Annotated in this window: 13 protein-coding genes; 10 read left to right on the top strand and 3 right to left on the bottom strand. The window is 38.1% G+C overall.

Annotation, left to right across the window (positions count from 1 at the left end):
- The first annotated feature begins 100 nt into the window (after positions 1-100).
- On the top strand, positions 101-376 hold the full coding sequence (locus BAOM_RS05120) for a hypothetical protein (RefSeq protein WP_127759340.1): 276 nt from the start codon (positions 101-103) through the stop codon (positions 374-376).
- Positions 377-522: 146 nt separating this feature from the next.
- Here the strand turns inward: BAOM_RS05120 and BAOM_RS05115 are convergent, their stop codons facing one another.
- Positions 523-2,697, bottom strand: coding sequence for a transglycosylase domain-containing protein (locus BAOM_RS05115; protein ID WP_218973856.1), 2,175 nt, complete (start codon positions 2,695-2,697; stop codon positions 523-525).
- Between the two features lie 444 nt (positions 2,698-3,141).
- On the opposite strand from BAOM_RS05115, the gene BAOM_RS05110 reads away from it, so the two are divergent.
- On the top strand, positions 3,142-3,342 hold the full coding sequence (locus BAOM_RS05110; protein ID WP_127759338.1) for an aspartyl-phosphate phosphatase Spo0E family protein: 201 nt from the start codon (positions 3,142-3,144) through the stop codon (positions 3,340-3,342).
- Positions 3,343-3,634: 292 nt separating this feature from the next.
- A complete protein-coding gene (locus BAOM_RS24190) occupies positions 3,635-3,784 on the top strand; it encodes a hypothetical protein (RefSeq protein ID WP_164853131.1) in 150 nt (49 codons plus the stop codon).
- Positions 3,785-4,593: 809 nt separating this feature from the next.
- Here BAOM_RS24190 and BAOM_RS05105 read toward each other — a convergent pair.
- Entirely contained in the window at positions 4,594-5,079 is a 486-nt protein-coding gene (locus tag BAOM_RS05105; RefSeq protein ID WP_127759337.1) for an SMI1/KNR4 family protein, read from the bottom strand.
- 282 nt (positions 5,080-5,361) lie between these two features.
- Between BAOM_RS05105 and BAOM_RS05100 the strand changes: the two genes are divergently transcribed.
- From BAOM_RS05100 to BAOM_RS24860, 6 genes are all read left to right on the top strand, one after another.
- A complete protein-coding gene (locus tag BAOM_RS05100) occupies positions 5,362-7,482 on the top strand; it encodes an MMPL family transporter (RefSeq protein WP_127759336.1) in 2,121 nt (706 codons plus the stop codon).
- 51 nt (positions 7,483-7,533) lie between these two features.
- Positions 7,534-8,205: a response regulator transcription factor gene (locus tag BAOM_RS05095; RefSeq protein WP_127759335.1), complete on the top strand. Its 672-nt coding sequence runs from the start codon at positions 7,534-7,536 to the stop codon at positions 8,203-8,205.
- Positions 8,202-9,605 carry a sensor histidine kinase gene (locus tag BAOM_RS05090; RefSeq protein ID WP_127759334.1) on the top strand — a complete coding sequence of 468 codons (1,404 nt, stop codon included), beginning with the start codon at positions 8,202-8,204 and terminating at the stop codon, positions 9,603-9,605. The genes BAOM_RS05095 and BAOM_RS05090 overlap by 4 nt, the downstream gene beginning before the upstream one ends.
- A gap of 336 nt (positions 9,606-9,941) precedes the next feature.
- Positions 9,942-10,700: a CPBP family intramembrane glutamic endopeptidase gene (locus BAOM_RS05085; protein ID WP_127759333.1), complete on the top strand. Its 759-nt coding sequence runs from the start codon at positions 9,942-9,944 to the stop codon at positions 10,698-10,700.
- A gap of 277 nt (positions 10,701-10,977) precedes the next feature.
- Positions 10,978-11,640, top strand: coding sequence for an MFS transporter (locus tag BAOM_RS24865; RefSeq protein WP_257467642.1), 663 nt, complete (start codon positions 10,978-10,980; stop codon positions 11,638-11,640).
- Positions 11,637-12,239 (top strand): MFS transporter, encoded by a 603-nt coding sequence (locus tag BAOM_RS24860; RefSeq protein WP_257467641.1) that lies wholly within the window; start codon positions 11,637-11,639, stop codon positions 12,237-12,239. Before BAOM_RS24865 ends, BAOM_RS24860 begins: the two co-directional genes overlap by 4 nt.
- Before the next feature lie 71 nt (positions 12,240-12,310).
- Here the strand turns inward: BAOM_RS24860 and BAOM_RS24185 are convergent, their stop codons facing one another.
- Complete coding sequence (locus BAOM_RS24185) at positions 12,311-12,457, bottom strand: hypothetical protein (RefSeq protein ID WP_164853130.1); 147 nt, start codon at positions 12,455-12,457, stop codon at positions 12,311-12,313.
- A 202-nt stretch (positions 12,458-12,659) separates the two neighbouring features.
- On the opposite strand from BAOM_RS24185, the gene BAOM_RS05075 reads away from it, so the two are divergent.
- Positions 12,660-13,577, top strand: coding sequence for a DMT family transporter (locus BAOM_RS05075; protein WP_127759332.1), 918 nt, complete (start codon positions 12,660-12,662; stop codon positions 13,575-13,577).
- Positions 13,578-13,624: the final 47 nt, after the last annotated feature.

Below are 13,624 nucleotides of genomic sequence, written 5' to 3'. Positions count from 1 at the left end.
AAATTTCAATATAAAACCAATTTCTCATTAAATACATAACAACATCTAGTATTATCTATAGTGATATAGAGGAAAAATTTTCATCATAGAAAAAGGGGAAATGAGTAAGTTGAAGGTTTTTAGCAGCATCTTTCATTTTATCGAAAAAATGTATCATGCCATTCGTGAACTGTTTTGGTTATTTTTTGTATTTATCCTTTTCCCATTAGTTACGATAGTAATGTTTATCAGCGGTCGGGATTATATGAATGAAGGAGCAACGTTAACAGGAATTGGTTTATATAGTGCAGGGGTGGTATTTGCTTTACTTACTGTTGGATTTGTATACGGTACAGTTTCAGAGTATATCGACAAATTAAAACAGCGAAACAAGTAAATTAAAGAGACAACGTTGAACGTTGTCTCTTTAGCCTGCTTCCCTTTTATTATGTTTAACATCAAGTTAGCCTGTTTCTGAGATTCATATGGTACTTTCCACAAGTATGACTTCGGCCGCCTTGATACATCACTGATTACCAGTTTCTATTCTTCTTTCTCTTTCTTCTTCTCTGCTTTCTCCTCTTCCTTCTCTCTCTTCTTCTCTGCCTTTTCTTCTTCCTTCTCTTTCTTCTTCTCCGCTTTCTCCTCTTCCTTCTCTCTCTTCTCCTGTTCTGCTTCTTTCTTCTTCTCTTCTTTCTTCTTCTCTTCTTGCTCTTTCTTCTTCTCTTCTGCCTCTTTCTTCTCTTCTGCCTCTTTCTTCTCCTCTTCTGCTTCTTTCTTCTTCTCTTCCTCTTTCTTCCGCTGTTCACTAAGCTGTTTTTCTATCGCTGCTAAACCAAATTCTTTTTGGGAAAATTCCGTAGTAGACTTAGAGAGAATTTCTTTGAAAACTTTTGTGACAGTCGCGCCGCTTGATTCTAGCAAATAATGATTTTCATCCGTTTTATCATATCCCATCCAAACTGCTCCAACAATTTGTGGAGTATATCCTACAAACCAATGATCTTTTGATCCGCCTGAATTAGCAAAAGGAAGCTCCGTTGTCCCCGTTTTACCGGCTACTTCCCAGCCTTCCACTTGCGCCTTTACTCCTGTGCCTTCTTCCACAACCCCTTTGAGCATATAGGTTATTTTCTGAGCAACTGAAGGATCTGTAACTTTTGTAGCATTACTGCTCCATTTTCCAATGACCTCTCCATCTGCATCTTCAATTTTTTGAATAGAATGTGCTTCTACCCTGACACCATTATTAGGAAAAGCAGAAAACGCTTGAGCCATCAATAAAGGAGATACCCCTTCGCTCATCCCTCCAAGTGCGATACCTGGAGTATAATCCTCTTCTTTTAATGGAATACCAAAACGCTCCAATGCATTCGTACCATATTTCAATCCCATTCTCTCCAATAACCATACAGGTGGGATGTTATAGGAATGTACCAACGCTTCATACATGGTCACTTCTCCATGGAATTGTTTATCAGCGTTCATTGGTTGATAGCCATCGATATTAATAGGTGAATCTTGTAATCTATCAAAGATTTCGTATCCTTGTTCTAAAGCAGGAGTATAGGCAGCCAGTGGTTTCATCGTAGACCCAGGTTGTCGTTTTAATTGAGTAGCATGATTAAACCCTCGAAAAGTATGTTCCCCTCTCCCTCCAACAAGTGCGTTAATTCCGCCAGTTGAGGGGTTGATGAAGATAGCTCCACTTTGAATCAGCTGGTCTGATTGGCTTTCAGGAAACATCTTTTCATCCTTATACACCTGTTCAGCTGCACTTTGTATCGTAGGATTTAATTCTGTAAAAATATGTAGTCCACCCGAAAGAACCTCATTTTCTGTAAGATCATATTTTTTTATAGCTTCCTCAATAATATGGTCTACATAATAAGGATATTTCCCCTTATAGTCATCAATCTTTTTGCCCTCTAAGACAATAGGCTTTGCCTTTGCCTTTTCCACATCGTTTTGACTGATATACCCTTCCTTTTCCATTAATGATAATACAAGATTTCTCCGTTCAACGGACCTATCCATGTCTTTAAATGGAGATAAAATAGAAGGTGCCTTAATCAACCCTGCGAGCATAGCCGACTCGCCTAACGTTAATTCACTAACGTCCTTGCCAAAGTATGTTTGTGCAGCACGCTGAATGCCCCACGCTCCTTCACCAAAATAAATCTGATTTAAGTACCGTTCCATAATTTGATCTTTAGAGTATGTTCGTTCAATTTTTTTCGTAAAAATAAGTTCTTTAAACTTTCGTGTATACGTACGTTCTTGTGTTAAAAAAGCATTTTTGGCTAACTGCTGAGTTATCGTACTTCCACCCGCCACAATTTCACCGCTTAATGTGTTTCGAGTCAATGCCCGAACAATTGCTATATAATTAATTCCATCATGCTTGTAAAAACGCTGGTCCTCTGTTGCAATAACAGCATGAATAACGTCTTTTGGAATCTGTTTTATACTAACTCCTTCAATATTTGAAACAGCAATTTTACTAGCCACATCTCCATTTTGATCATAAATAATAGTTGGCTGCGGGGCCGGGTTCTCTAGTTTACTAACATCACTTCTCCAAATAAACATATTCAGTACGAGAAAACAACATAAGGCCATTGTTAAACCTGCTATTACAATCTTCACCTTCATACTTTTAGAATTCAGCTTACTCCAAATCCTATTAGATGATTTTCCTTGCTTCCTTCTTTCCATTCTTCCCACGTTTTATTCCTACCTTCTAGTCTGATGATGTTGCTGCATAAAGGTTATTGTTAAATATGAAAGATATGTAGGTCAATAGGGAATAAGTAATCTAATTTCTCCCCCTAAAATGTAAAATATATATCAAAAGTTATATAAGAATTTTTATAGGGGATACCAAACATAACACCTAACCATTCAATTATTCTCAAGACCTAGATTAAAAAAATCAATAAACAAAAGGACATTACATATTTTATCTGACTAATATGTGATGCCCTTTCTTGTTCAACAAAGGCCCGCATCTTTACTTCACTCTTTTGAATTACCTTCATTTATGAACAAAATGAACTAAATAACAAAATTGTTATTATTTAGTATAAAATATATGTGCAACAATACACATTCCTTACATAACTATATTTTTTAAAAATAAATGGGAGGTAAGTTACAAAGGTGAATGTTTTATCCCTTCAAGAGCTAGAGTATAAAATTGACGTTTTAAGAACCCATATGATTGCTATAGGAAAATCAAAAGGACTTAACCATCCTAATACAATTAAATTCAGTCAAGAGTTAGATAGTTTATTAAACGTATATCAAAAAAAACAAATTGAAATAATCCATTCTTCTGTGCAATCGTTTTTTCAATTGTGACATAGAAGAAAGATAGAGTTCATCCCCTCTTATTCCACTAAACTTCCTTGTTTGAATGCCTTTAATAACTATAATGTGAATTGGCGAGATTTTTTAGGGATTTGGCGAGATTATCACTCTATTTGGCGAGACTCCTCCCCCTATTAAATTAAGCTATCGTTATATATGAACACCTCTGCTTCGTTTAAATAAAAATCTTCACAACATCTAAACAAAAGTTACAGACTGAATAATACGAAGACTTTCTAGAGATAATAGGTGATGAAAAATGGACATTAGGAGGCTAACCTAGGTGAAGTCAAACAAAAACCAGCAAAATAATAAAATAAACAGTAAGGAACAGGTTGTACAAAATAAAACTGACCAGTTGCAGATAAAAGAGAGTGTCTCTGCCTCGAAAGATGGATTTCGTTATGATTACGATGATTCTTCAGACTTTTAAAGCAGACCTACGTTATTTATACCTTGGGACTGTCCCAAAAGTCATGGAAGTGGCTTTCGGGGCAGCCCTCTCGTTTAATTGAACAATCATTCTCCTCAGGATCATTACTTTTTTATCATCCTCAAAAAGTGTGTTTACGGACGAAATTCTAGAAATCTAGCCAGGGAATGTCCTTCATCAGAGTCATGAGGGACAAAGTTTAGAAATCCACTCAGGAAAATGTCCTTCAGCAAAGTCATGAAGGACAAAATCCAGAAATCCAGCCAGGAAAATGTCCTTCAGCAAAGGAATGAGGCTGTCCATTGGATTTTGGTTGATACTTTTTATTTGCCGGACTTTTTAGACAGTCTCATTCATACATTTAAGCCCCCTGTTAGTTCAACAAGAACACTCTCTTCTATTGCATATAGCCTTCGTACTGCGCAATAAGCTTTCTCAACTATCACATTAGTATTTCTTTTTGCATTTTCACCCATACTTATTAAGAGGTGATTTGTATGCAACTTTTGTTGGGCATGTTTAAAAATCCAATATTTTATATAATCCTGGTTATTTTGCTATCCCTTGTAGTACAAGCTTTTTTGCTTTATAAATCTCATAAAGCGAAAGGATCTGGACTTATATGGCTGGTCGGAATTTACGTCATTATTTTCATGATGTTTTACTGTTGTAACTTGGTAATCAATTTCTTTCATTAAACTGGCTGACGCACTTACAGAAGGCCTTATAAAGCAATTCCCAAAGCAGTTTAAAGAAATGGATGATTTATTGCCGCTTTCAATCGTACCATGATTACCTAAACCTCTCTTCTACGATTCAGGAAATTCATCCAAACCTATGTCGTCTTCCCAAATCGTCAAACCAGTTAAAAATGATTCGAAATTAGGAGCCAACTCAAAAATCTGTTCACCATCACCATCAATAAATATGATAGGAGGTTCTACCTTTGTTTTTCTATAATCAAAAGCAATCCAACTATGTCCATCCCCAGAGATGAGAACGACATTACTCGGTAAATCCCATTCCTCAATTAAATATTGACTCTCTAATATACCATCTTCCTCTCCTATACCAAATATATAATCTACCTGAACATGATCGTCCGCCCAAGAATTTGGAGTATCAGAAGGATGTGAATCAAACTTTATATATCCTCCGTTTTGTTCTTTAAGAATCTGTATGTATAACTCTGGCAATTTTACTTCGAGTTCTTCTTCTGCTTGTTTAACCATCTCAGATGTTAACGGCTCTAGCTTATATTCGTCCGTATCATCTCTCCATATATTCCTCTCCATTAAGTTCACCCCTATTAAAATTAATATCTTCTTCATTTTATTATAGATTTTTTAAAATTTTAAAATAAGTGTATCTATTATTAAATCAACTAATCAAAAATCATACATTTCCATCATTATCACATCAACTTAATTTTGGCAGGATACTTACGATTATTATCATCATAACCAATCTCAAGCTTATACGCTTCTTTTTTCATGACGATATTGTAAACAAAAGTTGATATTAAATTTATGTTCATTCAGTATCATGGCAATTGAATACTTTAAGGAGGTTTCATTGTGAAAAAACTGCTATATCCAATTACAGACTGGGTTTCAACAAAGCGTGGAATGTGGATTACGATCATTGTCTGGCTTCTCCTGATGATTGGCTTAAGTGCCGGTCCAAAGCTTGGCGACTATAAAGTAACCAATTTCCAGGCGCTTCCCGATGAGGCGAAATCTATAATAGCTGAACAAAAAACGGAAGAATTATTCCCAAATGATCAAGGCACGCCCGGAATCCTTGTGTTCCATAATGAAAATGGCGATGTCAATATCGAAGAGGCTAAACAGATATTAGACGGAATTCTGGCTGAAGATATTAAAGGAATTGAATCAATCGTCAATATCAGTAAATTGCCCCCGCAAGCGCTAGAGGGCTTTATCTCTGAAGACGGAACAACAATGATTGTGCCGATGGAACTGGAAAACGGACTTGGCAATAGCCAATATGCCAAAATAAATGACCAGGCTTCCGAAATTGGTAATGAGATTGCCGAAACGCTCGATAGCACTAATTTTTATATAACTGGCCCGGCAGGAATTGCGGGAGATACTGTCAAACTGTTTGAACAAGCGGACTTTGTTCTGTTGCTTGCAACAGTTGTCATTATTTTAGTATTACTTATCACCATCTACCGCTCACCATTACTTGCCTTCATACCACTGCTTGCAACGGTTATCGTTTACCAAGTTGTGAATCAAAGTGTGGCTTTAATGGGTGCCGGCGGACTTGAGATTAATAACTCAACAACCTCAATTATGAGCATCCTATTGTTCGCAGCCGTGATTGATTACTCATTGTTTGTTTTCTCCCGCTACCGCGAGGAACTTAACCATTATGAAAGCAAATACGAAGCGATGAAGCATGCAATGCGCTCCACTGGAGAACCTGTATTGTTTGCAGGAGGAACTGTGCTGGCTGCGATGCTTATCTTATTCTTCGCTGATTTTCGTGAGTATCAAAACTTTGCGCCAATCTTTGGAACAGCCATGTTCTTTATCATGCTAGCCTCCATCACGTTGGTACCTGCATTATTTACGCTGTTCGGTCGAAAAGCATTCTGGCCTAAAGTGCCGAAGTACGGACAGGAAAAAGAAGTCAAACATAGTGTATGGGGACGGATTGCCAAGCTCGTTGTTAACAAGCCCGGCCTATCAGGTGGAATCGTTGCAATCTTCATGGCGATAACCGCTTTTAATGTTCTGAACCTTGATTATGAATTCGATACAGTGAAAAAATTCCCTGAAGACCTGCCATCTCGTGTAGGCTATGAAATTGTCGAAGCTGGATATGACAAAGGGGAGCTTGCACCATCTACCCTGCTCATCGTCAGCGATAAACCTATGACGGAAGACGATACAGTAACGGTGATTGAAAAACTGCAAGGCTTTGATGAAATTGCATCTGTCCGCATGACAGCAAAATCTGAGGACTCAAAGGCAGCGAAAATGAGCGTAGCCTTAACAATGAATCCATATTCTACAGAAGCAATCGACTTCATGCAGGAATTGCGTGAAAAAACGCCAGAGATGCTAGAAGAGCTTTCAATAGATGGAGAAGCTTATTACAGCGGGGTCACTGTAAAGTTAGTAGACGAGCGTGAGGTAAATAACGGCGATATCGTTACGATTGTACTATTGGAAACCCTTCTGATTTTGGTGCTGTTATTCGCTCTTACCCGCTCATTTAAGATGCCGATTTATATGATGGCGACAATTTTACTTTCCTATGTATCTGCCTTAGGTCTTGGGATTTTTCTCGTCGACGTCTTGTTTGGCTATGATGCAATCAGTACCCGTGTGCCAGTCTACGCCTTCATCTTCCTTGTGGCATTGGGCATTGATTATAACATTATCCTGGTTTCACGCTTCATTGAGGAGAGGAAAAAACATAAGGTCAAGGAAGCTCTTGAAATTGCAATCCGCAATACCGGCGGAGTCATTTCATCGGCTGGTGTCATTTTGGCCGCTACATTTGCAGCTTTGACAACGATGCCAATTGCCGACCTGTTTGTCTTTGGATTCATGGTAGCTGTAGGCATCCTGATTGATACATTCCTTGTTCGCGGAATGCTTCTTCCTTCATTAATATTGTTATTTGAAAAAGCTAAGGAGACCTCTCATAATAGTCTATAGAAATACAGAGGGGTCTCCCCTCTGTATTTCTACTTGTGAGGAGGTCCGTTGATGAAAATACTCGTTGTAGATGATGATGTCTACATTCAGCAGCTTATATTCATTCATTTAAGTCGTGAAGGCTATCAAGTATACCGCGCTAATAATGCCGAAGAAGCATTAGCCTTTTTAGAAGAGCAAACCGTTCATTTAGCCATTGTCGATGTGATGATGCCTGGGATGGATGGATTTGAGTTGACCAGAATATTGTCAAATGACTTCCAAATACCCGTCATTCTGCTTACCGCCAAAGGACAGCTTGACGATAAAGAACGAGGCTTTTTATCTGGTTCGGAAGACTATATTGTAAAACCGTTCGAAGTGAAAGAACTGCTATTCCGTGTAGCCGTCGTTTTAAGACGTGTTGAACGAGCAATAGATACCGTAATCAAAGTTGGAAATCTTATGATTGACCGTAAAAGCTTTGAAGTAATGATTAATCAGGAAACCATCCTTCTCCCCCTAAAAGAGTTCGAACTGCTAAGCCTTCTTGCTTCACGTGTGAATAAAATTACACCTCGTGCTGCATTGGTTGAGCAAGCATGGGGAGTCGATTATGAAGGCGGCGAACAAACGCTTAATACACATATCAACCGCGTCCGGGAACGCTTAAAAAAATATAAAGCAACGGTAGAAATTCAAACTATACGCGGAATCGGCTATAAGCTCGAGGAAATGAAATGAAGACTCTTTATCGGAAATTCATCGTTGCAACACTTGTCATTTTAGTTATCAGCAGCACCATTGGTTTTACATTAGCTAATTTCGTCTACGCGACTTTTACAAAGGAAAAAATTGATCGGCAAAATGTAGCGATTGCCCAGGAAATCGCCTCAGGTCTTGAGAAGATGCATTCATCTAGTTCTTCTTTTAATTCCTATTTGAAATCCATGGGCAATCTTGGCTATCAAATTTATCTGGTAAATGAATCGGGTGAAGAAGCTTATTTCGGCCAGCCTTTTACTAAAAAAGAGCTTCCAAAAGAAGCAATGAAGGTGCTTGAAGAAAAAGAAATCTATCATGGAATGAATAATTTTTCCGATGAGCTTCTGTTGATGGGACATTTCTCAAACGACTTAAAAAATACTGTCGGCGTTCCAATCACCATGAATGGACAGCAATACGGCCTGTTCCTGCGTCCAAATAACAAACTGCTTTTTTCAGATATGCATATGATTCTCTTAGGGTTTCTTGTCGCAATTACCGCTGTCAGCATCAGCGGAGTAATCTTGTTTGCCAAACACCTCATCCGGCCGATTACAAAGTTAACGGAAGCGACCAAAGAGATTACGCGCGAGAACTTTAATTACCCTTTAAAAATCGAGCGCAAGGATGAGATTGGCCAGCTGGTAGAAAGCTTCAACACGATGCAAAGACAATTACAGCATAATGACGAAGCCCGCAAATCCTTCATCAGCAATGTATCTCATGACTTTCAGTCGCCGCTGATGAATATTCAAGGATATGCCGAACTTCTAAAGATACAAGAATTACCCGAAAAGGAACGCAGCGAATATGTACAAATTATCGACCATGAATCAAAGCGACTTTCAAATCTTACGAAACAGCTCTTGCTCTTAACGTCTCTTGACCAAAAAGCCTATCCAATGAAGCTTTCGGACGTCAAAATGGATGAACAAATCAAAGAAACGATACGCAGGTATCAATGGCGGCTGGAGGAAAAGGAAATCGAGGTCTCCTATAAACTTCCCCCTGTCCGTTTCAAGGCTGATCCTGAGCTTATGGTTAACGTCTGGGACAATTTGCTGACAAATGCGATAAAATATAACTCTTATAGGGGCAGCATTTGGATTAGTATAGCCCAAACTGAATCTGGCATTAAGCTTATTTTTAAAGATACCGGAATTGGGATAACCGAGGAGGCCCTCCCTCAGATTTTCGATCGATTTTACCGTGTCGACTCGGCCCGAAAAAAAGACGGAACAGGGCTTGGCTTGGCCATCGTTAAGCAAATTATCACCTTGCACGGAGGAGAAATCACAGTTGACAGCAAGGTTGGCGAAGGAACGACGTTTACGATTTTGCTCCCTTACATAAAAATGGAAAAGCAAACAAAACAGTAATTAGTACATCAATTAGCAGTCTGATTCGCAACAGAATTGGACTGCTTCTTTTTATTGATGTGACGGGATTTATAGACAAAATAGAAACCCAATACGCACATATGTTAGCAAGGTGACAAAAGTTATTGTCAGTGTATGAATTTGTATGTTAAAACGGGGGCTAATTGCATTATAACTTCCAAATTTAAAAAGAAGGTTGTTTGGATATTTATGTTAATATCAAAAAAGGGAAATTATTCAACTAGCTAGTATATTGAATATGGCTGTTAGGATTTATAGCGAATTAATATAATAGGAAGGTTGTTTAGTGATTAACGTGGAAAGGAGGAATTTTTTATGCTAATTGTTATTGCGGCTTTGTTTTTTTTAGGGATTACTTCTATTTCCTATCAACAAGGAGTTTTTTCTTCTTTTGTATTTATGGGATTAGCAATTTTGTTATTTCTCAATAAAGAAAAGCGATTCATTACATCGTTGCTGTTATCGTTTCTAATTGGTTTTGTGATATTTATGGTTTCTAACAATCTCATTGGAACGATGACCATTTCAAAGGAAATAAAAATTATTCTTAATCGTCTCTCTCTTGTTTTTATCATTATAGGACTTGTTTTCAACTATCTTTTCTTTAATAAGAAGGTTTTTTGGTACAATAAAAAACCTGATTGGAAAAACCCTATCGTCTTACCTTTTCATAAAATTAATACATTTTGGTTTTGGATGATTGGAATAGTCATTAATGCAATTATATATTTGTTTTTTATTGTTCAAAAAGATGTAGAGTATATCCAATCACTATTATTGTTTTGTTTATTTTTTTCACTAATTAATGCAGTTTTTGAAGAAGTTATTTGGAGAGGGATACTGCTTTCTGCTCTTAAGGAATTCACATCCACAGGATATGCTATTATCGTGACAAGCGTTGGCTTCGGACTTCTTCATCTCGCAATTGGTTTTTCTATTTTTCTCAGTTTGTTGATTTCAGTTGCAGGGGTAATATACGCATTAATTACACTTAAAACAAACAGCATCTATCCTAGTATTGTTTTTCATATTGTAATTAATATTGGAATGGTATACAGCGGATTTATAATCTAACAAAAGCGTGGTGATTCACCTGCTAAACTGCTGGTGAATGTGTTTTTGTAATTCAAAACTGAGCCGTTAAAATTTATTTAGGGCGCTTTTCAGTACGTTCTAAGCAAAATAGCATGTAACAAATCGGATAAGCGACAAGCCTTTTATTATCTTAAAAACACAAATATAGTTTATACTTATTATGGAAATTACTATTTCAAATACAGGAGGCTATTCGAAATGATGAAAACGCATGCATTATTCACTTTCTCTAGCCAGCAAGATGGACGTATGCAACATGGATAACAGCACACGTCCCTATTATGGTTGGTATATTGTTTTATCTGCTTCAGTCATTGTTTTGCTGACGATGGGAATGCGGATGGGAATTGGACCTTTTATGGAGCCAGTTATGGTTGATTTAGGGTTATCTCGAACCACTCTTTCCATCATTGTTGCCATTGGAATGATTGTTTATGGAATCGGGATGCCCCTAGCAGGAATGCTTTTGAAAACCTTTAGTACCCGTTTCGTAATGTTAACAGGATTAACCGTCGTATGTTTATCCATTGTGTGGACGGTTAATTCAACAGGGAGCGTCTCTTTTCTGCTTTCTTTTGGTGTTTTCCTCTCACTTGGGCTTGCTTTTTTAAGCAATATATCCTTATCGCCTATCGTCAGTAAGTGGTTTGTTCGCCAAAGGGGGAAAGCGCTTTTTTATTTAACGACAGGCGGAATGGCTGGCATCGCGATTATGACCCCTGTTGAAACGTGGTTAATCCACCTTGTCGGCTGGCAGCAAACTCTCCTTATATTAGGTGGAGTGTTCATTTGTATCGTTCTTCCTTCAGCAATCTTTATTATGCGAGAAGATGTTCCTAAAGAGGCGGATGGTGCAGGAGCTGCCGGTAATAAAGGAAGGCAGGAGGCCCTCCAAATATTACATGGAAAGATGCGGTGAAGACACGGGCTTATTGGCAAATCGCACTCGGATTATTCGCCTGTGGATTCGGAATGAATCTCTTAGGTTCCCACGGAGTTCCTATGTTGATGGATCATCATTATGAACCAATGGTTGCTTCATTTGGTGTTGGGATGATTGGAATTGTCGCAATATTCAGTTCCCTATTTTTAGCACAGCTTGCTGACCGTTTCCCTCGGAAAAACATTTTGTTTTTAGTCTATTTTGTGCGTGGACTAGGGTTCCTCGGTTTAGTTTTGGCAGCTACAAACTGGCAGCTCTTTTTTGTCGCCATTACTGGCGGATTAGTATGGGCGGGGTCCATTGCCATGTCGACAGCCATTTTAAGTGATTTATATGGAGTTCGTTTACTTGGAATCTTAAATGGTTGGGCTTTTTTTATCGGACATCAAATTGGAGCAGCATTAGGTTCATTCCTTGGCGGCTGGGGATATGAAGTGTTCGGTACTCATTTATTTTCATTTGGCATTGCTGGACTGCTTGGGATTATTGCCAGCTTCGCATCCATTACACTGCCTCAACATCTATCCTTCCCTAAGCAACTGGAGCTGGATAAACAGCGTGCTTTAACCAAATAACCAGTAAGCTGACAATCATTTGTATAGCGATTGTCAGCTTTTTTAGTTGGGGATTAACTGTCGAGCTATTGTTAAGATTTCTCAGGTCCCTTTTCCTTATCGGAATCCGTATTGGACCTTTCTACTATTTGATTCAATTCCCCTGTATCCCCTTTTGCATTAATGATTTCAAATAGTTGATTTAATCCCTCGCTAGTTTGTTCATCATTATCTTTCATCACGCAACCTCCCTCTTGTCATTACTATTATCATTTTCCAATTCATCAGTAATATTCTAAGATTGCTCTAGACCAATCCTAGAGCTGCAAGTCATATATGACATCGAGAAAAACTTAACATAGAAAATTGAGCTTTTTAGCTGTTAATTATTGGGTAAAGTTGTATAATCAATGATTGAATACGTTTGAAAGGTTGTTTGTAATGAGCTATTCAAAAATCTACCTAATGCTTATTGGAATCATGGTTTCTTGGGGTCTAAATGTATCTATTCTGAAAGTTTTAGTAGCGCATACTGATCCTGTGACCATGACTTCCTTAAGAATCTTTACAGCTTCCTTGGTCGTTTTTCTTGTCCTTTACTTCCTTCGTCGCATTCGCCTCCCGAAAAAATCTGAATTTTTCTACGTTTTCGGAGGAGCTCTTTTGAACGTCGTTTTACACCATTACTTTTTGGCGGAAGGATTAACGAAAACTTCAGCTACGAATACCGGATTGATTTTAGGTATGGGACCCCTTTTGACAGTTATTCTATCTATGTTATTTTTTCGTAAAAAGCCGTCATTCATTCGTTTGCTTGGTTTTATTTGTGGTGGTGTAGGCGTTAGTTTCACAGTTCTAGGTGGAGGCAATGGGGTTCATTCTATTAATCTAGGAGATGTGGAGATTCTACTCTGTATTCTTTCACAGGCGTTAAGTTTTATTTTGATTAATAAAGCGGCCCAAACGATGGATCCACGCCTTTTGACAGGCTATATGATGCTAATTGGAGCGTTTCTCCTTTTTGTCATCAGTTTATGGAAAGAACCAGAAGGCTTAGCATCACTCGCTTCTGCTCCGCCTGTTTTCTGGGCAGGATTCTTCTTCTCAGCTGTGATTGCCACCGGAATGGGACATCTGATTTATAATTACTCCATCGGCCAAGTTGGAGCGGCAGAAGCCTCTATATTTTTGAATTTAAATACCTTTTTTTCCTTAGTTGGAGCAGCTGTTTTTCTTAATGAAACGATTGTACCAGCACATTTCATCGGTCTATTCTTCATTGTTGCAGGAGTATTACTTGGCTCAGGGACATTAGAAATGTGGATGCTTCAGAGGAAAAATAAAAATTTATCGGCCTAATAAAAAAGCCCCCGAATTGTTAGATCCACCTAACAATTCGGGGGCAT

The sequence above is a fragment of the Peribacillus asahii genome (genome assembly GCF_004006295.1).
GTDB classification, from domain to species: domain Bacteria; phylum Bacillota; class Bacilli; order Bacillales; family DSM-1321; genus Peribacillus; species Peribacillus asahii_A.
The sequence above is the reverse complement of the archived record's forward strand: the minus strand, read 5'-3'. Positions and strand labels throughout refer to the sequence as shown.

Coding starts and splice junctions, on each gene's coding strand:
- BAOM_RS05105 (WP_127759337.1), bottom strand. CDS start 5,079: ATGGAGAGGAATATATGGAGAGATGATACGGACGAATATAAGCTAGAG.
- BAOM_RS05090 (WP_127759334.1), top strand. CDS start 8,202: ATGAAGACTCTTTATCGGAAATTCATCGTTGCAACACTTGTCATTTTA.
- BAOM_RS24185 (WP_164853130.1), bottom strand. CDS start 12,457: ATGAAAGATAATGATGAACAAACTAGCGAGGGATTAAATCAACTATTT.
- BAOM_RS05120 (WP_127759340.1), top strand. CDS start 101: ATGAGTAAGTTGAAGGTTTTTAGCAGCATCTTTCATTTTATCGAAAAA.
- BAOM_RS05115 (WP_218973856.1), bottom strand. CDS start 2,697: ATGGAAAGAAGGAAGCAAGGAAAATCATCTAATAGGATTTGGAGTAAG.
- BAOM_RS24865 (WP_257467642.1), top strand. CDS start 10,978: ATGGATAACAGCACACGTCCCTATTATGGTTGGTATATTGTTTTATCT.
- BAOM_RS05075 (WP_127759332.1), top strand. CDS start 12,660: ATGAGCTATTCAAAAATCTACCTAATGCTTATTGGAATCATGGTTTCT.
- BAOM_RS05085 (WP_127759333.1), top strand. CDS start 9,942: ATGCTAATTGTTATTGCGGCTTTGTTTTTTTTAGGGATTACTTCTATT.
- BAOM_RS05095 (WP_127759335.1), top strand. CDS start 7,534: ATGAAAATACTCGTTGTAGATGATGATGTCTACATTCAGCAGCTTATA.